The following is a 24,643-nucleotide window of genomic DNA, read 5'->3' as shown; positions in this document are numbered from 1 at the left end:
AGAACTAAGAACTAAGAACTCACACCATTTCTTCAGGTTTTACCCAGGCATCAAAATCTTCAGGAGTTACATAGCCTAATCGAACAGCTTCGTCTTTTAGTGTAGTTCCGTTTTTATGCGCAGTTTGAGCAATTTCAGCCGCTTTGTAATAACCAATTTTTGTATTTAATGCAGTAACTAGCATTAGAGAATTATCAACCAATTCTTTAATACGTTTATGGTTTGGTTCTATTCCTTGTGCGCAATGCTCATCAAAAGAAACACAAGCATCACCTAGCAATCTGGCAGATTGAAGAAAGTTAGCCGCCATAACAGGTTTGAATACATTTAGTTCATAATGGCCTTGCATACCGCCAACGGTTATGGCAACATCATTTCCGATTACTTGTGCGCAAACCATTGTTAGAGCTTCGCATTGCGTTGGATTTACTTTTCCAGGCATAATAGAAGATCCCGGTTCATTTTCCGGAATGTGAATTTCTCCAATACCAGAACGTGGTCCCGAAGCTAACATTCTAACATCATTAGCAATTTTATTTAAAGAAACAGCTAATTGTTTTAGTGCACCATGCGTTTCAACAATAGCATCATGCGCTGCTAATGCTTCAAATTTATTCTCAGCTGTTATAAACGGATGATTGGTAAATTTTGCGATATATTCGGCTACCTTAACATCATATCCTTTTGGAGCATTTAATCCGGTTCCAACAGCGGTTCCTCCCAAAGCAATTTCTGATAAATGCGCCAATGTATTTTTTAAAGCTTTTAGTCCAAAAGACAATTGAGCAGCATAACCTGAAATTTCCTGACCAAGTGTAATAGGAGTAGCATCCATAAGATGAGTACGTCCAATTTTTACCACATCTTTGAAAGCAGCCGCTTTTTGAGTAAGTGTAGCGTGAAGTTTTTCGATTCCTGGAATAGTAGTTTCAATTACCATTTTGTATGCCGCAATATGCATAGCAGTAGGGAAGGTGTCGTTTGAAGATTGTGATTTGTTTACATCGTCATTGGCTTTAATAAAAGGTTCGCCTTCACCAATATTAAATCCTTTTAAAACTTGAGCACGATTGGCAATAACTTCGTTAACATTCATATTGCTTTGTGTACCGGAACCTGTTTGCCAAATTACAAGCGGAAACTCATCTTTGAGTTGTCCTGCCAGGATTTCATCACAAACGGCGGCAATGGCATCTCTTTTTTCTGCTGGCAAAACACCTAAATCTGCATTAGCATAAGCTGCTGCTTTTTTTAAGTATGCAAAACCTTCGATTATTTCTTGTGGCATTGATGCCGAAGATCCGATTTTAAAATTATTTCGAGAACGCTCCGTTTGTGCTCCCCAGTATTTATCTGCCGGAACCTGAACTTCTCCCATCGTATCTTTTTCTATTCTGTATTTCATGATTTGTTGTTTAATCGTTTATTTGTTTAACTGTTTAATTGTTTGTTGTTTTGGTCGATCGCACATAGTGCGCTGTTTTATCTAAAATCTAAAATCTAAAGTCTAAAATCTAAAGTCTAAAATCTAAAGTCTACAATCTAAAGTCTACAATCTAAAGTCTAAAACCTTATTTAAAATGAGTTTAAATATAAGGATTATTGTGATTTTACGAAAATTGATTTGGATTTAATTGCTAACGAAAAATATAAAACATACATTTGTCATTACATTCAAAAATTCCGGAAAACATGTTTGAATTTTCACAGTACTTAGGTTTTTTACTTTTCTTGACCATACTAACTATAGGGTTTTGGTTGATGTTTTTTCTTGTTGGTTTCGTATCTTATTGGGTTACGGGTGCTAGCTGGGAAATGATCAAAGAGAAAAGAGCAAAAAAGAAACAAGAACAATCAATTTAATTCAATTGATTACATAAAAAAAGGACCCGTTTTTACGAGTCCTTTTTTTTTTTATGCTGTTTTGGTATTGATTATCCAGGGAATTCTCCTCCGCCTTCTCCACCACCATCATTTTTAGGCGCAGCGTTTTTATCTCTTTCGTTTTTAGATTTGTTAAAACGATAAGTAAACGATAAATTGAATTGACGTTTACGGAACTGCATTTCATTGTATGATGTTTGGTTTTCAAGATACGTGTACGATCTCATTTTTCTTGAATTAAAAATATCACTTACGTTAAAGGCAACTGTTGCTTTATCTTTTAAGATGTCTTTGCTAAAAGCAGTATTTACACCTAATTGTCCTAAGTTTTTACCTTGTGCTGTTTTTTGCTCACCATTATACATACCAGTCAATTGCCAGTCAATTTTGTATGGTAAAGTAACTTTCGAATTGATTCTGGCAAACCATGTATTCGCTTTATTGTCAAGATTTTGAGTTACAACGATGCCATTAGCATCAGTATAGCTGTTTTCTCCTGTTGTTTTTACGTTATAAAAATTGAAGTTACTGTTTACTTTCCACCATTTAAAAGGTGTGTAGTTAAACGTGAATTCGAAACCAAATTTTTGCTCTTTTCCTAAGTTAATAGGACGGCTCAGGATAACCGGAATTCCATCAACATTTTCACCTGTAGGAGAACGTACGAAGCTGAAAACATCTTTTGTATCTTCAAAATAAGCAGATGTATTAAACGTTAATTTGCTCCAACGTTTGATATATCCAATATCATATTTGTCCGTTAACGAAGGATCTAAATCAGGATTTCCCTGAAAAATATTAATGTTACTAGAGTAATTAGTAGCAGGGTTCATAAAACGTCCTCTTGGTCTTGATAAACGTTTACTGTAGCTTGCACTAAAGTTACTTTGATCTGAAATTTCGTAACTAATGAAAGCACTTGGGAATAAATTGTTATATTTTTTGGTATTGAAATCGTTGTTGTCTAACAAATTCACTTCAATGTTCGTGTCTTCCCAACGTAAACCAAATAAGTAAGAGAACTTATTTACTTTGAAACCATACTGCGTGTAAAGCGCATTGATGTTTTCTTTATATTCTAAAGTATTAGAAAGATTACTGATTAAACCTCCTTGTTCATCTAATACATAATATTCGTTGTTTAAATCTCCAAAACTTCCTTTGTATCCAGCTTCAAATTGACTTCCTTTACCTAAAGGCAATACATAATCTGCCTGAAACAAAGCTTGCTTCTGGACCTGATTGTTTAAGGTGTTATTAAAAGAATTTGTACCTGTGATAAGACTATTATTGTCGTCTGTGTTTCTTGAAATAGAAGCGTCAACAGTAAGTTTGTGTCCTTTATCGTCGAAATTCTTGATTAAGTTTGAAGTATATTCTACGTTCTGACTTTTGGTATCACCATTATTTAATCGGTAAGAAGATGATGTGAAATTTCTTGCGTTATCGTAGTTATAGAAATCAATCTGATCTTTTTCTTCTCCGTTATTCTTTTGAAAATTAATTGCATTTGTCCAAAAAGTATTTGGTGTAAGTGTCCATTCTACACCGGCTCTTCCATTAAAACCGCCTCTTGTTCTTTTGGTATCACGACTTTCATCCAGATAGCTTTTAGTTGTTCCGTCAGCATTAAAGTATTCTGAATTTGTTTTACCAGTACCTTCGTTGGTTCTGTAATTATATCCTGCAGTTGTAAAGTAGTTTAATTTCTCTGTTTTGTAATTTAAGTTAGCACTTAAACCATACGTTTCCGGTAAACCCGTTGACGCAATTACAGTTCCGTTAAAACCTTGATTTTTACCTTTTTTAAGTACAATGTTAATGATCCCTGATCCACCCTCAGCATCATAACGTGCAGATGGATTAGTGATAACTTCTACCTTGTCAATCGCATCAGCAGGAAGCTGACGTAAAGCTTCGGCAACGTTAATAGCATTAGAAGGCCTTCCGTCAATTAAAATACGAATGTTATCACTTCCGCGTAAGCTTACATTTCCTTCAGTATCTACAGAAACAGAAGGAACGTTGTCTAAAACATCACTTACTGTTCCGCCTTTTACCAACATGTCCTGTCCAACATTATATACTTTTTTATCCAGTTTTATTTCTACAGTTGACTTTTCTGCACGAATAACAACTTCATTTAGTTGCGCTGCGTCTTCGCTTAGATTTACAATTCCTAAATCTGTATTATCCTGAATGCTTTTTTGTTTGATCTCTGTTGCTTTGAATGAAATAAATTCAATCTTAATATCGTAGATTCCTGTTGGTACAAAAACCTCAAATTCTCCTTTAGGATTAGTGATCCCTCCAGCAACAACTTTGGTATCGTTAGGTGCTGTAATTGTAATAGTAGCGTATTCAAGAGGTTGTTTTGTAACCTTTTCGAAAACTTTTCCGGTAACTTTTACTTTATTGCTACCGGCGGGTGGTTGTTGTGCGTAATTGTAAAAACTTGTAAAAAGAGATACAAGTAATACGGCAAATTTGAATTTTTTCATTTGTTTTTTTGGTGTCTTTTTCTTCTTAGACCGCAAATGTAGCTTTTGGTTTAATTTGAAAAATCACAAAAAAATGTTAATGCCGTTCTTTATAATCAATCTAAAAAAGAAGCAACGCGATCTAAATCTCTTCCAATAATTGCTTTTCCGTCTTTTACAACAATTGGGCGTTCTATTAAAATAGGATGATCTGCCATTGCTTGAATTATTTCTTCATTTGTTAAAGATTTCCCTTTATAATTCTCAATCCAGATTTTTTCTTTAATTCGTACCAAATCAATTGGTTGAATCTCCAGTTTTTTAAGAAGACTTTTTAGGTCATCAAAAGAAGGTGTATCAGTTAGATATGCGATTATTTCGTACTCTTGTTTAGATTCATCCAGAAAAGCCAGACAGCTTCTTGATTTTCCACATCTTGGATTGTGATAAACTTGTATCATTTTTATTTTTTTAATCTGTTAGAATAAAGATCAGCTAAAAAATAGGTATTTTAGCTATACCAAAAATAAGATTTACTTATTAAACTTATATCTTTTGTAAGCATAAAAGATATTTTTTCTCATTTTAAAATTTTTACTTTATGTTTTTAGAACAAGGAATCAAAACCGAAAATAAATTTTGGAAATATCTTTTAGGATCTTTTTTTATCATTATAGCTTCCTTTGTAGGGCAAATTCCTTTTTCTGTTGCAGTACTATATAAAAATTTCACAGATAATGTTGCCTTTCCTACAGACAATGATGCTGTTATGAAAATTTTTGAACCTAATCTAACCTTATTTCTGGTTATGATTTCATTTGTTTTTGCTTTAGCCGGAGTTTATTTTGTGGTTAAGCATTTACATGAACAGACTTTTTTATCGATCACTACTTCCCGAAAAAAAATAGATTGGCGACGTGTTGTGTTTTCCTTTTTATTATGGGCGTTTTTCTCAGTAGCAAGCTTTTTTATTTTGTATCAGGAATCTCCTGAGAATTTTGTGTGGAACTTTAAATTGGTTCCTTTCCTGATTTTAGTAGTGTTGGGATCTGTATTAATTCCAATTCAAACTAGTACAGAAGAGTACGTTTTTAGAGGTTACCTTATGCAGGGATTTGCCAACTTAGCAAAAAACAGATGGTTTCCTTTAGTAATGACTTCGGTAATATTTGGCTCCATGCATATTTTTAATCCTGAGGTAGCAAAAATGGGTTATGTAATTATGATTTATTACATAGGAACAGGTTTTTTTCTTGGAATTTTAACTTTAATGGATGAAGGAATCGAATTATCATTGGGCTTTCATGCTGCCAATAATTTGGTTGGTGCTTTGCTTGTAACTTCTGATTGGACTGTTTTTCAGACACATTCTATTTTTATAGATATGTCTGAACCTTCCGCTGGTTTAGATGTAATACTGCCTATTGTTGTTGTATACCCTATTTTGCTGGTGATTTTTGCTAAAAAATATAAGTGGACGAATTGGAAAGAAAAATTAACGGGCAATATTGAGGTTGCCGAATCATCAAATTTATAATATCATGTTAAAAGTAACACATAAGAATGTTCATAATTATTTTAAGTTAAACGGTCATCATTTAAGTGCCGATGATATATGTAAGTTTGCCTATAGTTATATAAAAGAAGGAGATACTGACGAAAAATTTATAGGCGAATTTTTATTGGATTGGTTCGATAATAAAGAATATATCGAAATGAGAACTTCCGGTACAACAGGACTTCCAAAATTGGTACGATTAGAAAAACAGGCGATGATCCAATCGGCTTTAGCAACTGGTGATTTTTTTGAATTGGAACCAGGTAATAAAGCATTGCTTTGTTTGCCGGTAAAATTTATTGCCGGAAAAATGATGTTGGTGCGTAGTTTAATCTTAGGTTTAGATTTAGATATTGTAGCGCCAAGTACGGAACCGCTGGCTTTGAATACTACCAATTATGATTTTGTGGCGATGGTGCCTTTGCAGGTTCAGAATTCTATTGAAGCTTTAAAAAAGGTAAAAAAACTAATTGTTGGCGGAGCAAAAATGGATGCTACTCTTGAAGAAAAAGTATTATCATTAAAAGCAGAGGTCTATGAAACCTACGGTATGACGGAAACGATTACACATATCGCTGCAAGAAAAGTAGGAGAGAATGTGTTTAGTATTTTGCCTAATGTAAAAATTGCTGTAGATGATCGAGGTTGTTTGGTGGTTACAGTGCCAACCATTTCAGAAGAGCCAATTGTAACTAATGATTTAGTTGATATAATAAGAGAAGATCAGTTTCTTTTTTTAGGGAGAATTGATAATGTTATTAATAGTGGTGGAATAAAATTAATTCCGGAGCAGATAGAAGCAAAGCTAATTGATAAAATTGGATCGAGGTTTTTTGTGACGGGTATTCCCGATACTATTTTAGGAGAGAAACTGATTTTGGTAATAGAAGGGGAGAAACAAGAATTTGCTCCCGATTTTTTTGATGTTTTAGAAAAGTATGAAAAACCAAAAGAAATTGTTTTTGTTCCGAAATTTAAAGAGAATGAAAACGGAAAATTGCTGCGAAAACCAAGTTTACAGTAAAATAGAAAAGCCTTTAGAAAATGATCTAAAGGCTTTTTATTTTTAACAGAATAAAATCTTATTTAGCAATTACAGTATCTTTACGTTCTAGTAAAGCCATGTAAAATCCGTCGAAACCAGACTCTGAAGCTAAAATTTTACGATCTTTTATGAAAGTAAATTGTTTTCCGATTTCTGTTTTCAAAAATTTTTCTACTTGCTCCTGATTTTCTGATGGTAATACAGAACATGTAGCGTATACTAACTTTCCACCTGGTTTTACAATTTTAGAATAGCTTTCTAAAACTTCTGCCTGAACTTTACGAATGTTATCAATAAACTCAGGTTGAAGTTTCCATTTTGCGTCAGGATTTCTTTTTAAAACTCCTAATCCGCTACATGGAGCGTCGATTAAAACACGGTCAGCTTTTTCATGTAATTTTTTGATCACTTTTGTAGTGTCAATAATTCTGTATTCAATATTAAAAGCGCCATTTCTTTTAGCTCTTAATTTTAATTGTTTCAGTTTGCTTTCGTACAAATCCATCGCAATCAACTGTCCTTTGTTTTCCATCAAAGAAGCAATGTGCAATGTTTTTCCTCCCGCACCGGCACAAGTATCTACAATACGCATTCCAGGTTTCACATCAAGAAAACCGGCTACTAATTGCGAGTTTGCATCCTGTACTTCAAAAAGTCCTTGTTTGAAGGCATCAGTAAGAAATACATTCGCTCTTTCTTTTAATACTAAAGCTTCCGGTTGATCTTTTAAATACTCTGTTTCGATATTTAAATCCATCAACGTATTTCTAAGATTTTCCTTTGTTCCTTTAAGTGTGTTGGTTCTTAAAATAACTTTAGCAGGCTGGTTTTGAGCTGTAATTTCTTGTGACCAGACTTTTTCGCCTAGCTCTTTTACGCCCAATTCATCCATCCAGTCTGGAATAGATTCTTTAAAAGCTCTAACTTTTGAAAGTTCATCAAAACGACCTTTTATTTTTCGTTCCGGTGTTCCTTCTAATTGTCTCCAATCCGGAATTGGGTATCCTCTTAAAACGGCCCAAACCGCAAACATTCTCCATAAATTGTCTCTGTCAAACGGTTCTTTAACTTCGGCAATTTCAGCATATAATCGTTTCCAACGTACAATTTCATATATCGTTTCAGCAACAAATTTCCTGTCAGAACTTCCCCAACGTTTGTCTTTTTTTAAGGCTCTTGCTACCACTTTATCGGCATATTCTCCTTCATTGAAAATAGCATTCAAAGAGTCGATGGTAGTATAAACTAAATTTCTGTGTAATCTCATTTTAATTATTTGAGTTGCAAAGGTACTATTAATTGATTGAAAGTTAAATTTTTAATTATGATTGTTATTTGACTTTCGATAAAAAGAAAAAAAACACTCTGATAAAGTTTAAAAGAGTGTTTTGAATTTATTTTTGAATTGGTATTATTTGATAATTCGCGTTAAACCAATGTTTTCCGGAGCGTGAAGCACCATAGGGAATTTTTCTATTTTAACTGAGCTGCTATCTAAACCAAATGCTCTTTCTTCAGACAAACTTAATTTTTTGATAAAGAAATAAGAGTTCATGATAATGTTCTCATGCCATCTTAAATCGCTGTCATTCGAAAGGAATTTTTCAGATAAAACAAATTTAAAGTCACCAATAATATTGTTTTTGTTCAAAGATTCGTATCGGCTGGTAATATCTACTTCACCATTCTTTACCATATCGCGAATAACTTCTCTAAACATTAAATTGATTTTGGTCGGCTCTCTAAATCCTAAACTAAAATCGATTCTGTAAATATCGTCTTTAGCAATTTCGGTAACTTTATATTGCGTTTTGTACGGTTCTGTTAAAATGTTTACGTGTACAAACCAGTAAATATCAGCTCGTTTTGGTCGTTTCTGTAAAATCGAATAGATTACTTTATGCTCTAATTCATCTACGCGATTCGCATTGGTCATATAAACTAAGTGCGTTGCGTATTTTGGAATAGAAAGATCTTCACTCAATTCCATCAATACTTTTTTATAATCATCAATTTTGACAATTTTGGTGTAGCTTTTATTAATTTTCTTCGCCATATACCAAATAGTCATAATTGAAATTAAAACAATTGCTATAATTAAGGTTACGAAACCACCTGCCATAAATTTACTTACGTTGGCAATTAAAAAGCTAAACTCAATCAGCAGATAAGTTGTAATTAATGGCACCATGAAGTATAATTTAATACGTTTCATGATCAGATAGTAATTAAGCAAAATCGTAGTCATGATCATACACAGTACAATGGCAAGACCGTATGCATGCTCCATCTGACTTGACTCTTCAAAGTATAAAACAATACCCACACAACCAAAAAACAGCAACCAGTTGATGGATGGAATATACAATTGTCCTTTTACTTCTGTTGGGTATTTAATTTTAACTTTTGGCCAAAAGTTAAGTCTCATGGCTTCATTAATTAAAGTAAATGAACCGCTAATTAAAGCCTGAGAAGCGATTACGGCTGCCAGAGTTGCAATTACAATTCCAACCGGACGAAACCAATCGGGCATAATTAAGTAAAATGGGTTTGCGTTTAATTTACCCAATTCTTGTAAAGTCTGACCTTCGTGATGAATTAGATAGGCTGCCTGACCAAAATAGTTTAATACTAATGTTGATTTTACAAATATCCAGCTGATTCGAATGTTTTTACGTCCGCAATGTCCCATATCTGAGTACAAAGCTTCTGCTCCGGTGGTACATAAAAAGACTAATCCAAGAACAAAATAACCTTCCGGATGAACCTGTAAAAGATGGTATGCATAGTAAGGATTGAAAGCTTTTAAAACTTCAGGATGTTGTACAATCTGAATGGCTCCTAAAGTTCCTAACATAGTAAACCAAATTAGCATCATCGGAGCAAAGAATTTTCCAACTAATTTAGTTCCAAATTGCTGAATAGAAAACAGTATAAACAAAATTCCAATAACAATAGGAATCGTATTTAGTTTGGGATAATAATTTTTTACTCCCTCAATAGCAGACGAAACGGAAATGGGTGGCGTAATAATACCATCCGCTAACAAAGCACTACCACCAATAATTGCAGGTACAATGAGCCATTTTATTTTTGTTTTTTTGACTAATGCATATAGTGCAAAAATACCACCTTCGCCATGGTTATCAGCGCTTAAGGTAATAAGTACATATTTTATGGTAGTTTGTAACGTAAGTGTCCAGAAAACACACGATATCCCTCCTAAAACAATATCTGAGCTAATTATGTGTCCGCCTAAAATGGCTTTCATTACATATAATGGAGAAGTACCAATATCTCCATAAATGATTCCTAGTGTGATCAATAAACCCCCAATAGACAACTTACTGTGTAAGTTTTTGTGCGATGCGCTCATGTATGTTTTTATAAAAGACGGATGCAAATTTACTGTTTTAAAACAAATTAGCATTAAATATGCTGAAAATAAAAAAAGCACAATCGTTAAATTGTGCTTTGATTATAATTAAGAGTGCAATTTTAGGATAAATTATCTTCTTCCGCCTTCACCTCTTGAGCTAGATCCGCTTTCTCTTTGCGGTTGACTGCTTCTGCTTTCCTGACCTCCTCTTGAAGATTCAGAACGTTGTGGAGCTTGTGATCTCGCTGTACTTGCATTATTTTGAGAAGCTGATCTGTTACTTTGAGAAGTGCTTCTTGGTGCTTCTGTACGTTGAACAGGAGCAGTTGTAGTACTTCTGTTAGATGTACTTCTGTTTTCAGAATTTACTCTAGTATTGTTCGTATTGTTATCAGTGCTATTTCTTCTAACATCTGTCTGAACTCGTACCGGATTAGTAGTACTGGCTCCATTGTCTCTGTTAGACGTTCCTCTGTTCGTACTTGTATTTCTATCAGTTTGAACTCTTACCGGATTAGTTGTACTTGCACCATTATCTCTATTAGTTGTTCCTCTGTCAGTTGTTGTTCTGTTAGAAGTCGTGTTTCTATTATTTTGAGTTGGTGTTGTCGTAACTCTTCCAGAGTTTGATCTGTTATTATTGTTAGTAGATCTGTTTGTAGAGTAAGTGTTTTGACCTCTGGTTGTTCCACCGGTTGCAATACGTCTCTGATCTAATTCGTATCTGTTATTTACATTCGAATTTCTTTGTGAGAAACTATTATTCGGACGCATTTTTTCGTATCCGTAAGAACGTCTTGTTTCGTAAAGTGCAGGAGCTCTGTAACTTCTTCTGGTATCTACATAATTGTAATGATTGTTTACATTAATGTACACATTCACATTTCTTCTGTATCTGTATATCGGATAAGGTCTCCATGCTGAATAGTACGTTGGATAATAGTTCCATCCCCAAGTAGAGTAGTATGGTCTGTAATTCGTTACCCAAAATGAAGTATAAATTACAGGTGCTACACTATAAACAGGCTCATAGATATAATTGTTACCATATAAATAAGAGTTTCCAACTACCTGAACAACTACTCGGTTCGAATTATCTCTTTCAATGTCAATTGTTGCGATGTCCTGAAAAACATCTCTGTCTAAAACGGCTTGTATGATTACAACGTGCGTTCTGTCTTCAACTGATTCTATTACTCGTAAATAATCTACCTGATTGTCGCCATTCAAATCAAGATTAGAAATCTGATAAGAAGGATCATTTAGTCTTCTTTCAAAGTCCTGAAGGTTGGCAGATTCTCCAAATATAGAGGCAACAGCTCTTAGGTCTAAATTGTCACTGATATCTGAATTTTTGGCGTAAACAGTAGTTTGGTTTTGCGCTTGACATGAAGAAATAGACAAGGCAATCATTGCTATAATTAGTAGTTTAGTTTTCATGGTTTATCTTTATTAAGATTGATATTTGGAAATATCCAATTACTGTGCCATAAAAATAAACAAAGATTTTTATATGTTGTAATTAGTTGTATTTTAGCACAAAAAAAAATATAATACCTATGAGAAAAGTAATTTTGCTTTGCGCTGTTTTTCTGTTTTTATCTTTTAAAGCATTTAACTGTAAAGATAAGCAGGCAGCGATTGGTGGTTTTACCGCAGTTCAAATAGACACTTTATTTAAAGATAAAATAAGTATTAGAGCAATTTCAATTGATAAAAATAAAGTTTGGTACGGAGGCGATAATTCACGCTTTGGATACTTTGATTTAACCAAAAACGAAAAATTCGAAGATCATATTTATCGCGATACTTTAAAATTGGAATTTAGAAGCATTGCTCAAACTTCAAAAAATATATTTCTGCTAAGTGTAGCAAATCCTGCTTTGTTGTATAAAGTGGATAAAAAAACATTAAAAGTAAAATTAGTTTACAAAGAAGTGCATGCAAAGGTTTTTTATGATAGTATGCAATTCTGGAACGACAAAGAAGGAATCGCTATTGGTGATCCAACAGAAGATACTTTTTCTGTTATCATAACGCGTGATGGAGGAGAGACATGGACGAAAGTATTGTCTGATAAATTGCCAACTAATGCTACTGGTGAAGCTGCTTTTGCTGCAAGTAATACTAATATTATAATAAAAGGAAATGATACTTGGCTAGTTTCAGGTGGAAAAAAAGCGCGTGTTTTTTATTCAGCAGATAAAGGAGTAAAATGGAAAACTATTGATACACCTATTATTCAGGGTAAAACAATGACAGGAATTTTTACTGCAGATTTTTACGATTCGAAACACGGATTTATAGCTGGAGGAGATTATGAACTTCCAGAGCAGAAATCCGATAATAAAGCCGTTACAAATGACGGAGGTAAAACATGGGAAATAGTAAGTCAGAATTTGGGATTTGGTTATGCTTCATGTGTACAATACGTTCCGGGAAGCAACGCAAAAGAACTGGTGTGTGTTGGAGCTTCGGGATTGCAGTATTCTAAAGACGCAGGAGCAACGTGGACTTTACTATCTACCGATACGAAACTTTTTACCATTCGTTTTATTAATAAAAACACAGCAATTGCTGCAGGTTATAACAAATTGGTGCGAATCAATTTTAGGTAAAATAATAAGAACCCTAAATAATAAAGTAAGTATTATTATATAGGGTCCTTATCGCTGTTGTATCGTTTAATTAATTGCTGTAATTAATTTTTTCCTGCCTTATCTCGATATTGTTTTAACAATTTTCGATTAAAATCATCTTCAGATTTTTTAAGCTTTAATATCTTTTTTGCAGAAAGTATTTTTTTAAGATTTGTCATGTACTTTTCTCGCAATGTATATAATTCTTTATCTGTACTTTCTATTTGTGAGAGAAGAATACAGGATTCTTTTTCAGAAAGAGAACTGATGTTATCATCATCCAGTTTACGCAAGTACGTTTTCATTTTTTCATGACGCAGTTCAAATTGTTTGTCATCGAAAGCATTATAAATGGGCCAGAATTTTTCTGCTTCTGTAGAGGTAAGTTCAAGCTCTGTTGTTAAAAAAGAAACTTTGTATGCTTTTATTTTTTCACGTTTTTCATCTGTTTTGTCACTTTGGGCATAAAATGAAAAAGTAGCAAAAAACAGTAATATTGGTAATAAGTTTTTGACTTTCATCTTTTTGTTTTTTTGTTTATTCTGAAATTAAATTTTCTAGATTAGGATTGGATGCTAAAATATCTTCCAGCGTTTCCTGTTCCAGAGCAACATTTTTATTTAGTGTCTCAATATCTTTAGTATCAAGCTCTTTAATTAGGTCATATTGATTTATATTTGACTGATAGGCTAAATACGTTTCTAAAGCAGCCTCATCAAGTTCTTTTGATGAAGTATTGTAATAGTTTACTACCGGAATTAATAATCCAATAATGAGTACCGCAGCAACAAGCAAAGCAATATTCTTTTTACGCTTATAGATCGGAATAACTTTTACCTCCTTTTCAGCTATTTGCTCTAAAACTTTTGCCGAAAAATTTTCAAAGTAAGCATCCGGAGTTTTAAATCCAGTTGGTATTTTCGGTTCGTTTTCTAATTTAAATGCTTTCATAATGTCTATTAGATGTCTTTTGTAGCAAAAGGTTTAATTTGATGTAACAAATAATTCGATTTTTTTTACGGCATGATGATACGATGCTTTCAAAGCGCCCACAGATGTGCCTAAAATCTCTGCAATTTCTTCGTATTTTAATTCTTCAAAATACTTCATTTTAAACACCAATTGCTGCTTTTCCGGTAAGGTTACGATCGCTTTTTGCAATTTAATCTGAATGTCATCACCATCAAAATAGGCATCGGCTTTTAGATTGTCTATAGTTTTGTTTTGCAAAGCCTCAGATGTTATACCGCTTAATTTTGCTTTCTGATTTAAGAAAGTCAAAGCTTCGTTTGTAGCAATTCGATACATCCAAGAAAAGAGTTTACTCTCTCCTTTGAAATTTTTTAAATACTGAAAAATTTTTACAAAAGTATTTTGCAAAACATCGTCTGCATCATCATGATTCAAAACAATATTTCGAATATGCGAATACAGCGGTCTCTGATAATCGGACACGAGTTTTTGAAACGCAATATTTTGCGTTTTTGGATTTAATAATTGAGCTATAAATTCCTTCTCGTTTGTCAAGCTTATCGAATTATATCTTGTTAGAATGAATTTTAAACAAAAGGTTTAATCAACCAGTTATTTTTTAGAACTCTGAAGGAACTTGCTGTTCAGGCGAAGGTGTTTTTGGCGTTACAGCAGCAGGTTTTTTTGCCGGAGTTTCAGTTTGAGCTGGAGTTTGCGGCTTGTAAACAGGTGTTGAAACAGGTTCCGCAACAACTTCAACAGGTTTTGGTTGTGTTGGGTAATAAATTTCAGTCACTAATTTAGATGGACTTTTAACATCTAATTTGCTTACAGATAAAATTTCAAGATGTGACCAGCTTAAATCGGGTGTGATTTTTTCTTTGTTTATAAAAGCTGTTGTTTTTTGAATAGCTTCATTGATATGGGTGTAATCACCATTCAGAGTTGTTTTTACGCCTTCAAAACTATTCAGTTTTCCGGATGAAATATCACTTCCTGAGCTAATAGAAATTTGTTTGTTAATTGGTAAACAGATTGATATTCTGGCTAATCCTTTTGCCGTGTCGTAAGTATGGTAAATAATAAAAGGTTTTCCGCTTGCAGCCAGACCATTGGTTTCGCTAAAATGAATTAGCTTTGGAATTACAGCGCGTGCATTTTTATTTACTTTCTGAATTTCACTTGTAAACGTTTGTCTTATGTATGGAGTTTCTTCTTTTTTGATAACGCCATTTACTTTTATAGCATAGGTTTTTGTTTCAAAATCTAAGTTTTTATCAATATTTGCCAGACTTTTTTCGTAGATGGTTCCTATAACATTATCAGATCCTCCATTTAAAGCAGTGTATATTTTAAATAAAAAACTCATTCTGCCTGTTGCTTTCCAGGTAACTTTTGTTTTTACGCCTAATGTATCTTTAAAAATCCAGTTTACATCAGCTTCAGTTCCATCAAAATTCATTTTTTGATGAATGCTTTCTCCTTCTTTTGTATCGATTGTAGTAGCTTGCCCATTTCCTTCTGTACCTTCCCACGAGTAAGAAGCGCCATTTCCAATCGTATTGTTTGGGTAAGTCATTTTGATCATAGGATCTTCAATCGACCAGGATTCAAAATCTTCAAAATTCCTAAAGTCATTAACATAATTAAAAACAGTAGCTCTTGGTGAATTAATCACTTTGCTTCTCTCTATAGAAAAATCGCCTTTTTGAGTAGCAACAAAAACGGTGAGGGAAACTAAGCTTAATAATGCTAATAGGAATAGGTATTTTAAAATCTTCATTGGGCTGGTTGTTTGGTGTCGTAAAGTTATAAATTTATCGGCAGTCTTGCGATAAGCAAATGAATAATAACGTTACTTTTTAATTATTTTTTGGTCGAAAAACGTATCAATAAAACGATCTTCTTAAATCCTGCTTTTGAGGTTCAGTATTCAACTAGATTTTAAATATAAGGAAATTTTGCCGAATTACCTTTTAAAAAATACTTTGATTACGAATAGTATCGCTATAAATAGCAGAAAACCAATTAAAACTTTGTAATTCCCCTTGTAAAATATTTTGTGCAACGCTAAATCTTTTCTATAAGCGATGATCATAACGATTACAAATGCTACAAAAAAACAAAGTGCGAATATTAATTGTCCCTGACTAAACATAATTAAATTTTTTTTTGACAAATTTAGAGAATTGTATACGATTAGTTGCTAATTTGGTACTGCATTTAACGAAATAAAATCATGAAAAAACAAATAGACGCTGTAAAGGAATTTCACACTGCTTTTAAGATTGGACATAGCGAAACACCTATTGCCGATTTGGGAGAAGCAAAAAAATATCTTCGTTATAATTTAATGAAAGAAGAGAATGAAGAATATCTGGACGCCGTTCAGAAAAATGATTTAATTGAAATAGCTGATGCATTGGGAGATATGATGTACATTTTGTGCGGTACCATTATAGAACACGGATTACAGGACAAAATAGAAGCTGTTTTCGATGAAATACAACGCAGTAATATGAGTAAATTAGGAGAAGATGGTCAGCCAATTTATCGCGAAGACGGAAAAGTGATGAAAGGTCCCAATTATTTTAAACCTGATTTTTCAAAATTGCTTTAAAAACAAAATCCCTAAAAGTTTTATACTTACTTAGGGATTTTTTGATTTTATTAATCCGCTTTTGGAATGTCTTCTATGTTGTAATAGATTTTTAGCCCTCTTTCTTTAGCAATTCTAACATCGTTGTCAGCTCCTTTTGAAGCGCCTTCAAGTCGAAGTACAGCATCGCATTTTTCCAGAAGCCGATGTGCAACCGGATATTGTATTTCATCCCAGGCTGCATCGCCAATCTGTTTTGAACCGGCTAAGTGTACCAGAGGCAGTGCCACCCATTCGCCAATTAGGGGTAAATGTCCCATTCGGAATAATGGCAGCGCTACGGCTTCTAATCTTTCCAGATTTTGTTTTATTAATTCGGGATCATCATTTGTACCTCCTCGATAAGGTCCTGCAATAAGTATAAGCATATCTGTCTGTTTTTTACAAAGCACGTAAAGATGTAGTGCTAAAAAAATAATGTAGTTTAAGAAATTGCTATTTGTTTTTATTGGATCGAATCATGCTCAAAAATTCTGGTGTAATTCCCAGATAAGAAGCTATTTGTTTTTGTGTGACTTGTTGCGCAACTTGTGGATATTTGTTTAAGAAAATATGGTAACGCTGTTCTGCTGATAGTGATAAATTTTGAATCACTCTGAGCTGTTCTCTAATATACGCGTTTTGCATGATAACTCTGAAAAAGCGTTCGAACTTTGGAATTTTTATATACAATTCATCTAAATCTTCTTTTTGAAGATGAAAAATAGTGCTTTCTTCGATTGTTTCAATATTTAACATGGCAGGTTGCTGGCTAATGAAGCAGGACATATCCGTGATCCACCAATCAGAAATAGCAAACATAATAGTAGATTCTTTTCCTTCAGTATCTCTGTAAAATGCTCTTAAAGTGCCTGACTGAACAAAATTTATAGTGTGGCAAATTTCTCCTTCTTTTAAAATATTACTTTTTTTAGGATATTTCTTTTGCTTTAAAATGGAAAGGAAATAAGCTGTTTCATCCTGGTCTAGCGAAATATGTTTAGCAACATTCTTTAAAATAGCATTATCAATCATTTCAGGTTGAATTTGAAAAACAAATATATAAAAGAAGCCCGACGTAAGAGAATCTCAAAACGTCGGGCTTGTATTTATTTTAGTTTCTTTTGATTATTGAACCTTAACCGTCCATCCAAAAGTATCTTCTGAAAGTTTGTTTTGAAGACTTGTTAGTTTTTCTTTTAAAAGAGCTGCATAAGAATCTTCAGCAGGAGCCATTTCATAATAAACATCCTGATAAGAGAAACCTTTAATTACACTAATTACAGCAGCAGTTCCTGCTCCAAAAATTTCTTTTAACGATCCGTTTTTAGCAGCTTCAACCAATTCTGAAACGATTACCGGACGAACATCTACATTCAATCCTTCTTTTTCAGCCATAGCAATTAAACTTTTTCTGGTAATACCATCTAAAATTCTTTCGCTTACCGGAGCAGTCAATAATGTATCGTTGATTCTAAAGAAAACGTTCATTGTACCTGCTTCCTCTAATTTTGTATGTGTAGCATCATCAGTCCAGATAACTTGTTGGAAACCATCTTTGTTGGCCAAGTTAGTTGGGTAAAATTGTGCAGCATAATTTCCTGCTGCTTTTGCAGCACCAATTCCGCCATTTGCAGCACGGCTGTAGTGTTCAGCGATAATTACTTTTACTTCGCCTGCATAATACGATTGTGCAGGAGATAATAAAATCATGAATTTATATTCGTCAGAAGGATTAGCAACAACACCTGCACCGGTAGCAATCATAAAAGGACGAATGTACATACTGCTTCCGTTCCCTTTTTGAATCCATTCCTGATCAATTTTTAGTAACTCATTCAAACCATCCATAAAAATAGCTTCAGGAACTTCCGGCATTGCCATACGTGTAGCTGAGTTATTAAAACGCTTGAAGTTTTCGTCTGGTCTAAACAACCAAACATCATTATTGTCATCTTTATAAGCTTTCATTCCTTCGAAAATAGCTTGTCCGTAATGGAATACTTTTGAAGAAGGATCCATCAGAATTGGAGCATAAGGTTTAATGACAGGAGTTTGCCATTCTCCATTTTTAAAATCACATTCGAATAAATGGTCTGTAAAAACAGCACCAAAGCTTAAGTTTTGAAAGTCAACTCCACTTATTTTTGATGAAGTAGCTTTTCTGATTTCAATTTTGCTTGTTTGAGTTGTACTCATAATAAAATGGTTTTTTATGTAATTTCATTCCTATAGTAAAAATACGGTAATGATTTTGGTATTAAATAGATTTTTTACTGAATACAAAATTAGATAAAAATCTCTAATTTACTTAGTAAAAGTGCATTAATTACCGTATTTAATTGCGATTTATTTATCTTATAATAAACTTAAAAAATTAAGATAGTTTTATAAAGAATTTATGAAAATTGTCTCGTTTTTTAAGGCTTTACGCATTTGTTTTGACTAAATTTGATTAACAAAGAAGGCTAAAAATCAATAAAATGGCATTACAAAATTGTAAATAGTGGAAAGAGAGATTATTAAAACGTTAGATGGCTCAACAACAATTCATTTGACAGAATGGAATGAATCCTACCATTCTAAACATGGAGCAATTCAGGAAGCAAAACATGTATTTATAATGAACGGACTTTCGTTGTTTGAAGCGAAGCCGGTGACTATTCTGGAAATTGGTTTTGGAACAGGACTGAATGCTTTTATTACTTTTTTAGAAGCAACACAAAAACAACAAAAGATAGATTACGTTGGAGTAGAAGCCTACCCGGTTGATGCTAAAGAAGTTCTGGAAATGAATTACGTTGACGAATTGGAAGCTATCACCTATAAAGATGTTTTTGCAGAAATGCACGAATGCGAATGGAACGAAAAAGTACAGATTAGCGCTGATTTTTCGTTAACCAAAAGAAAACAATTTTTTCATGAAATAAACGATTTTGAGATTTTTGATTTGATTTACTTTGATGCCTTCGGATTTCGAGTGCAACCTGAGTTGTGGAGCACCGAAATATTTGAGAAAATGTATAAAAGTTTAAGACCAAATGGAGTATTAGTTACCTATGCAGCCAGAGGAGTTGTTAAAAGAAGTATGATAGAAGTAGGATTTGTCGTAGAAAAATTAGCAGGACCTCCGGGGAAAAGAGAAATGTTTAGAGCTTTTAAAAAGGCTTAAAAATGAGTTATTTAGAATAAGTCTACATTGATCTATATATATTAAGAAAACGTATTCGTAGATAGGATTTATAAAATAATAAGTTAAATGTTGAATTTATTTGAAGTATTTGATTAAATTTGGTCTGAGTTTAAAAAATTAAGAACCCCCATTATCTTATTTTATTATGTCAAAAATGATGTTTGATTACACGAAATCAATACTTGAAAGAGTTAGTTTCGACCCGATACTTTTCTGTAAAGAATTAGAGAAAGCTATCAAAACGCTGTTACCATACGAAATGGAACAGTTGCAGGAATGGTTATTGAATTTCATTATCGAAAAACCAGAATTAGAGCAAAGTCTACTACTCATCAAAGTATAAAAAAAGGAGCCAAATTTTGGCTCCTTTTTTAGTATTATTTCTTTTGTAGCGGACTAATGATTTGAACATTCTGGAAAACGATTGCTCCTTTTACCACTCCGGCGATTGTCGATCGAAGTGCATCGATAATATGCATTTTTAATTCGCTTTTAGGGAAAATTAAACTTACTTCACGAGCAGGTTTAGGTTCCTTGAAGTTGCGTAATTTTAATTTATCAGCATCTTTTAAATCAAGCGTATGTAAATACGGTAATAATGTTGTGCCTAAACCTTCATCAGCCAATTTAATCAGCGTTTCAAAACTTCCGCTTTGAATCTGAAAATTATTCTGATCAGCATCAGAACCATGTTTGCATAAATTTAAAATTCCGTCTCTAAAACAATGTCCATCCTGTAATAATAAAATTTCATTAATGTTTAAATCAGAAACTTCGATTTCTTCTTTTTGAAAGCTAGAATGATGTTCCGGGATGTAAGCAACAAAAGGCTCAAAATACAAAACAATCTCCTTAATCTTTTCATCTTCAAGCGGAGTAGCTGCAATTGCAGCATCAAGATGTCCGTTTTTAAGTTTTAAAATGATTTCATCTGTATTAAGTTCCTCTATCAAGAGTTTTACTTTTGGATATTTTTTTATAAAATTATTTAAAAACATCGGTAGAAGCGTTGGCATAATCGTAGGGATAATTCCTAAACGAAATTCTCCGCCAATAAAACCTTTTTGCTGCTCCACAATATCTTTAATTCGATCTGCTTCGTTAACTATATTTTTAGCCTGATTTACAATTTTCTGACCAATTTCTGTAAGCTGAATAGGTTTTTTAGTTCTGTCAAAAATTAAAATATTAAGTTCTTCTTCAATTTTTTGAATTTGCATACTTAAGGTAGGCTGGGTTACAAAACATTTTTCAGCAGCAAGTGTGAAATTTTTATGTTCTGCAACAGCTAACACATATTGTAATTGAGTGATCGTCATTTTGATAGTATTTTTTGATGCAAAAATAACAAAATATAATTTTTATTTATAATATTTTCGACCAATTTATTTTAAATTTGTAGTAACATACTGTAAAATACAATTATAATGAAAACAAATATTTTAGGATTACCTGTAAAAGAGTCAGAGTTGTTAGTTAAAGAATTGAACATTTTGTTGTCCAATTTTCAAGTATATTATCAAAATTTAAGAGGGATTCACTGGAACATTCGTGGGAAACGATTTTTTGATTTGCACGTTAAATTTGAAGAGCTTTATACAGATTCACAATTAAAAATAGATATGATTGCAGAAAGAGTATTAACAATAGGAGGAACTCCATTACATACTTTTGAAGATTATATTTCAAATAATAAATTAACTGTTGGAAAAAATATATCTAACGATGAGAAAGCAGTTCAGTTAATAGTACATTCTTTATCTGATTTATTAAAAATTGAAAGAGGTATTTTGACTAAAGCCGGAGACGCTGGAGATGAGGGAACAAATTCTATGATGAGCGACTTTATTGCTGAACAGGAAAAAACCATCTGGATGATGAATGCATGGTTAGAAGAGGAACTATAAAACACTGATTATATTAAAAAAAAGCAGAATGTCAGCCAGCTGACATTCTGCTTTTTTTATGTTTGTTAAATTTGATAAAAATTTTTGCATTCGCGCATTGAATTTATTGCTTTAACGCTATTTTTGCTACAATGAAACAGGTCGCTCGTATATTGTTATTTATATTTATTGCTTTTCTGTCTACACCGACGATTGTAACGGTAATGAAGGAAAGTAATGATACGTCTGTGTTCTTTAGTTTTGCTGAAGAAGAGCATTCGCATAAAGAACTTAAAGCTGCTGTTTATCCTGCAATATTTCAACATGAAATTGTAATGCCTGTTTGTATTAAAAAAGAAACTATAGTGTCACAAAATACTGTGAAATTAGATTCCATTTCCGCAACTATATTTGCTCCGCCGCCCAACTTGTCATAATACTTCCGATTGTTAAAAAAAACTATGTTTATTGTAAGCATGGTTCCCCTTTATTTATCAAATTTTAGTATTGAATTATGACAAAAAAAATTAATCTTTTTGCCAACCTTAAATCTGATTTTGCATCAGGTTTAGTCGTTTTTTTAGTGGCGCTTCCACTATGTTTAGGTATTGCATTGGCCTCAGGAGCTCCATTGTTTTCAGGAATTATTGCAGGTGTTATTGGCGGTATCGTAGTAGGTTACTTAAGTCAGTCGCATATTAGTGTTTCCGGTCCTGCCGCGGGTTTAACGGCTATTATTTTAACAGCTATTACCGATTTGGGCGCTTTTGATGTGTTTTTAATGTCTGTTTTTATTGCTGGAGCTATACAATTAGGGTTAGGGTTTTTAAAAGCCGGAAGTATTTCGAATTATTTCCCTACCAATGTTATCGAAGGAATGCTAGCAGGTATTGGAATTATTATCATTTTAAAACAGCTTCCACATGCTTTTGGTTACGATGCTGATTTTGAAGGAGATCAGGCTTTTCTTCAAAAGGATGGAAGTAATTCTTTTTCTTTTCTCTTCGATGTAGTGAATCATATCAACTTAGGCGCTGTTGTAATTTCCTTAGTTTCATTCGCCATTTTAATTTCATGGGAGAAAATAGGGTTTTTAAAGAATTTAAAATTAGTACCGGGAGCACTTGTTGCTGTTGCTGCCGGAATTGTTTTAAATGAATTTTTCATCAGAACAGAAAGCCCGTTGGCAATAGTAAAAGATCATTTGGTTTCTTTGCCGGTTCCGCAATCTTTTGAGGAATTTAAATCTATTATTATTACACCAAATTTTGCTGCCGTTACCAATCCAAAAGTCTGGGTTGTGGGTATCACAATTGCGATAGTTGCTTCTATAGAAACTTTGTTATGTATTGAAGCCTCTGATAGAATGGATGTACAAAAAAGATATACCGATACTAATGTAGAACTTAAAGCGCAAGGGCTTGGTAATATTGTGAGTTCACTTTTAGGTGGTTTACCAATGACATCTGTAGTGGTGAGATCATCAGCAAATAATAATGCAGGTGCTAAATCTAAAATGTCAGCCATTATACATGGTGTTCTTTTATTGGTAAGTGTACTTAGTATTCCAACTTTATTAAACAGAATTCCATTAGCAACTTTAGCTACAGTACTGATTTTGGTTGGTTATAAATTAGCAAAACCCGCAACCTTCATTCATTTTTGGCTAAAAGGAAAATATCAATTTATACCTTTTATCGCTACGTTAGTGTTTGTTGTGGCAACAGATTTACTTAAAGGAGTTGCTTTGGGTATTATTATCAGTGTTATTTTTGTTTTGAGAGGAAATTTAAAACGAGCTTACAGTTTTAAAAAGGAAGAATATGAAGATGGAGACGTTATTCATATTGATTTGGCTCAAGAAGTTTCATTTTTGAACAAAGCAGCTATTAAAACTACATTAGGCGAGATTCCTGAAAATTCAAAAGTTATTATCAATGCAGAGGATACAGAATATATCGCTCATGATGTTCTTGATTTGATTCGTGAGTTTAAAGAAACCCGCGCTGTCGATGATAATATCAAGGTAAAACTAAAAGGTTTTAAAGACGCATACGAATTAGAAAACTCTCCTGAAGGCAGTAATCATGTAAAGATTGAACATTACTATGATGTGGCAAAAAGAGAATTGGTGCAAAGGGAAATAAACAAAGAAGATTTCGAATAAACAAAAAATATAAGATTTACGTCTTGCGAATTATATTAAAATTTAGGTAACTTTACGAGAAACTTATGTTTTGAAATGTTTTGTCAAAACGTAAAATCTATCTAAAAAAAACAACAAAGAATGAAAGAGTTTTATAAACAAATATTAGAAAACAACAAAAAGTGGGTTGAGCAATCATTAGCAAAGGATCCTAATTATTTCGCAGATTTAGCCAAAGGACAAACACCACCATTATTATGGATTGGATGTTCTGATAGCCGTGTTCCTGCAAATGAAATTATTGGAGCAAAACCAGGAGAAGTTTTTGTGCACCGTAATATTGCTAATATGGTTGTGCACTCTGATATGAATATGTTGAGTGTTCTGGATTATGCAGTAAACGTATTAAAGGTAAAACATGTTATTGTTTGCGGACATTATGGATGTGGTGGTGTGAAAGCAGCAATGGGAAATCAATCAGTTGGTATCATCGATAACTGGATTCGTCATATTAAAGATGAATACCGTCTTCACGATAAATATCTTAATTCAATTGAAGATGAAACAGAACGTTTTAATGCATTTGTAGAAATAAACGCTAAAGAACAAGTTTACAATCTGGCTAAAACTTCTATCGTACAAGGTGCATGGAAAAACGGTCAGGGCTTAATGTTACACGGTTGGGTATACGGATTGAATTCCGGTTTTGTTACTGATCTTAATGTAACCATTAGCTCTAATGATGAACTGGATGCAGTGTATCAATTAGATTTGTAATCTATAAAACTATAAATAAAAAAAATCGCCGAAAGGCGATTTTTTT

At 33.1% G+C, this 24,643-nt stretch carries 24 protein-coding genes; 10 read left to right on the top strand and 14 right to left on the bottom strand.

The window, feature by feature from the left end; genetic code table 11:
* Positions 1 to 19: 19 nt before the first annotated feature.
* From fumC to B0A66_RS15155, 3 genes are all read right to left on the bottom strand, one after another.
* Entirely contained in the window at positions 20 to 1,405 is a 1,386-nt protein-coding gene (fumC, locus tag B0A66_RS15170) for a class II fumarate hydratase (RefSeq protein WP_089050703.1), read from the bottom strand.
* A gap of 529 nt (positions 1,406 to 1,934) precedes the next feature.
* Positions 1,935 to 4,385: an outer membrane beta-barrel family protein gene (locus B0A66_RS15160; RefSeq protein WP_089050702.1), complete on the bottom strand. Its 2,451-nt coding sequence runs from the start codon at positions 4,383 to 4,385 to the stop codon at positions 1,935 to 1,937.
* Positions 4,386 to 4,480: 95 nt separating this feature from the next.
* On the bottom strand, positions 4,481 to 4,825 hold the full coding sequence (locus B0A66_RS15155) for an arsenate reductase family protein (protein ID WP_089050701.1): 345 nt from the start codon (positions 4,823 to 4,825) through the stop codon (positions 4,481 to 4,483).
* Positions 4,826 to 4,965: 140 nt separating this feature from the next.
* Between B0A66_RS15155 and B0A66_RS15150 the strand changes: the two genes are divergently transcribed.
* Entirely contained in the window at positions 4,966 to 5,901 is a 936-nt protein-coding gene (locus tag B0A66_RS15150; RefSeq protein ID WP_089050700.1) for a CPBP family intramembrane glutamic endopeptidase, read from the top strand.
* Between the two features lie 4 nt (positions 5,902 to 5,905).
* Positions 5,906 to 6,946: an AMP-binding protein gene (locus B0A66_RS15145; RefSeq protein ID WP_089050699.1), complete on the top strand. Its 1,041-nt coding sequence runs from the start codon at positions 5,906 to 5,908 to the stop codon at positions 6,944 to 6,946.
* 58 nt (positions 6,947 to 7,004) lie between these two features.
* On the opposite strand, the gene B0A66_RS15140 is transcribed toward B0A66_RS15145, so the two are convergent.
* The 3 genes from B0A66_RS15140 to B0A66_RS15130 all read right to left on the bottom strand — a co-directional run bounded on the left by B0A66_RS15140 (position 7,005) and on the right by B0A66_RS15130 (position 11,786).
* A complete protein-coding gene (locus B0A66_RS15140; RefSeq protein WP_089050698.1) occupies positions 7,005 to 8,234 on the bottom strand; it encodes an RsmB/NOP family class I SAM-dependent RNA methyltransferase in 1,230 nt (409 codons plus the stop codon).
* A 144-nt stretch (positions 8,235 to 8,378) separates the two neighbouring features.
* Complete coding sequence (locus B0A66_RS15135) at positions 8,379 to 10,343, bottom strand: KUP/HAK/KT family potassium transporter (RefSeq protein WP_089050697.1); 1,965 nt, start codon at positions 10,341 to 10,343, stop codon at positions 8,379 to 8,381.
* 132 nt (positions 10,344 to 10,475) lie between these two features.
* Entirely contained in the window at positions 10,476 to 11,786 is a 1,311-nt protein-coding gene (locus B0A66_RS15130; RefSeq protein ID WP_089050696.1) for a hypothetical protein, read from the bottom strand.
* Between the two features lie 119 nt (positions 11,787 to 11,905).
* On the opposite strand from B0A66_RS15130, the gene B0A66_RS15125 reads away from it, so the two are divergent.
* On the top strand, positions 11,906 to 12,964 hold the full coding sequence (locus B0A66_RS15125; protein WP_089050695.1) for a WD40/YVTN/BNR-like repeat-containing protein: 1,059 nt from the start codon (positions 11,906 to 11,908) through the stop codon (positions 12,962 to 12,964).
* A gap of 83 nt (positions 12,965 to 13,047) precedes the next feature.
* Here the strand turns inward: B0A66_RS15125 and B0A66_RS15120 are convergent, their stop codons facing one another.
* The 4 genes from B0A66_RS15120 to B0A66_RS15105 all read right to left on the bottom strand — a co-directional run bounded on the left by B0A66_RS15120 (position 13,048) and on the right by B0A66_RS15105 (position 15,740).
* Complete coding sequence (locus B0A66_RS15120) at positions 13,048 to 13,506, bottom strand: sensor of ECF-type sigma factor (protein WP_089050694.1); 459 nt, start codon at positions 13,504 to 13,506, stop codon at positions 13,048 to 13,050.
* A gap of 16 nt (positions 13,507 to 13,522) precedes the next feature.
* The gene (locus B0A66_RS15115; protein WP_089050693.1) at positions 13,523 to 13,936 is read right to left on the bottom strand and encodes a hypothetical protein; all 414 of its coding nucleotides are present in this window, start codon (positions 13,934 to 13,936) and stop codon (positions 13,523 to 13,525) included.
* 33 nt (positions 13,937 to 13,969) lie between these two features.
* Entirely contained in the window at positions 13,970 to 14,512 is a 543-nt protein-coding gene (locus B0A66_RS15110) for an RNA polymerase sigma factor (protein ID WP_089050692.1), read from the bottom strand.
* Positions 14,513 to 14,576: 64 nt separating this feature from the next.
* The gene (locus B0A66_RS15105; RefSeq protein ID WP_089050691.1) at positions 14,577 to 15,740 is read right to left on the bottom strand and encodes an SRPBCC family protein; all 1,164 of its coding nucleotides are present in this window, start codon (positions 15,738 to 15,740) and stop codon (positions 14,577 to 14,579) included.
* A 456-nt stretch (positions 15,741 to 16,196) separates the two neighbouring features.
* Between B0A66_RS15105 and B0A66_RS15095 the strand changes: the two genes are divergently transcribed.
* Positions 16,197 to 16,577 (top strand): pyrophosphohydrolase domain-containing protein, encoded by a 381-nt coding sequence (locus B0A66_RS15095; protein WP_089050689.1) that lies wholly within the window; start codon positions 16,197 to 16,199, stop codon positions 16,575 to 16,577.
* 50 nt (positions 16,578 to 16,627) lie between these two features.
* Here B0A66_RS15095 and B0A66_RS15090 read toward each other — a convergent pair whose 3' ends face one another.
* The 3 genes from B0A66_RS15090 to B0A66_RS15080 form a co-directional block, all read right to left on the bottom strand.
* Positions 16,628 to 16,984 carry a DUF4406 domain-containing protein gene (locus B0A66_RS15090; RefSeq protein WP_089050688.1) on the bottom strand — a complete coding sequence of 119 codons (357 nt, stop codon included), beginning with the start codon at positions 16,982 to 16,984 and terminating at the stop codon, positions 16,628 to 16,630.
* Positions 16,985 to 17,051: 67 nt separating this feature from the next.
* Entirely contained in the window at positions 17,052 to 17,630 is a 579-nt protein-coding gene (locus B0A66_RS15085) for a Crp/Fnr family transcriptional regulator (RefSeq protein WP_089050687.1), read from the bottom strand.
* Between the two features lie 93 nt (positions 17,631 to 17,723).
* Entirely contained in the window at positions 17,724 to 18,794 is a 1,071-nt protein-coding gene (locus B0A66_RS15080) for a branched-chain amino acid aminotransferase (protein ID WP_089050686.1), read from the bottom strand.
* Between the two features lie 307 nt (positions 18,795 to 19,101).
* On the opposite strand from B0A66_RS15080, the gene mnmD reads away from it, so the two are divergent.
* Positions 19,102 to 19,767, top strand: coding sequence for a tRNA (5-methylaminomethyl-2-thiouridine)(34)-methyltransferase MnmD (gene mnmD, locus B0A66_RS15075; RefSeq protein WP_089050685.1), 666 nt, complete (start codon positions 19,102 to 19,104; stop codon positions 19,765 to 19,767).
* 166 nt (positions 19,768 to 19,933) lie between these two features.
* The gene (locus B0A66_RS15070) at positions 19,934 to 20,131 is read left to right on the top strand and encodes a hypothetical protein (protein ID WP_089050684.1); all 198 of its coding nucleotides are present in this window, start codon (positions 19,934 to 19,936) and stop codon (positions 20,129 to 20,131) included.
* 34 nt (positions 20,132 to 20,165) lie between these two features.
* Here the strand turns inward: B0A66_RS15070 and B0A66_RS15065 are convergent, their stop codons facing one another.
* Entirely contained in the window at positions 20,166 to 21,107 is a 942-nt protein-coding gene (locus tag B0A66_RS15065; RefSeq protein WP_089050683.1) for a LysR substrate-binding domain-containing protein, read from the bottom strand.
* Between the two features lie 108 nt (positions 21,108 to 21,215).
* On the opposite strand from B0A66_RS15065, the gene B0A66_RS15060 reads away from it, so the two are divergent.
* From B0A66_RS15060 to can, 4 genes are all read left to right on the top strand, one after another.
* On the top strand, positions 21,216 to 21,695 hold the full coding sequence (locus B0A66_RS15060) for a Dps family protein (RefSeq protein ID WP_089050682.1): 480 nt from the start codon (positions 21,216 to 21,218) through the stop codon (positions 21,693 to 21,695).
* A gap of 203 nt (positions 21,696 to 21,898) precedes the next feature.
* Positions 21,899 to 22,111: a hypothetical protein gene (locus B0A66_RS15055; RefSeq protein ID WP_244283508.1), complete on the top strand. Its 213-nt coding sequence runs from the start codon at positions 21,899 to 21,901 to the stop codon at positions 22,109 to 22,111.
* Positions 22,112 to 22,188: 77 nt separating this feature from the next.
* Complete coding sequence (locus B0A66_RS15050) at positions 22,189 to 23,841, top strand: SulP family inorganic anion transporter (protein ID WP_089050680.1); 1,653 nt, start codon at positions 22,189 to 22,191, stop codon at positions 23,839 to 23,841.
* A 120-nt stretch (positions 23,842 to 23,961) separates the two neighbouring features.
* Positions 23,962 to 24,597 carry a carbonate dehydratase gene (can, locus tag B0A66_RS15045; RefSeq protein WP_089050679.1) on the top strand — a complete coding sequence of 212 codons (636 nt, stop codon included), beginning with the start codon at positions 23,962 to 23,964 and terminating at the stop codon, positions 24,595 to 24,597.
* Positions 24,598 to 24,643 lie beyond the last annotated feature (46 nt).

Origin of the sequence: Flavobacterium hercynium (assembly GCF_002217285.1) — a bacterium.
Classification (GTDB): domain Bacteria; phylum Bacteroidota; class Bacteroidia; order Flavobacteriales; family Flavobacteriaceae; genus Flavobacterium; species Flavobacterium hercynium.
Note: the sequence above shows the minus strand (reverse complement) of the source record. Positions and strands in the feature narration are given on the sequence as shown.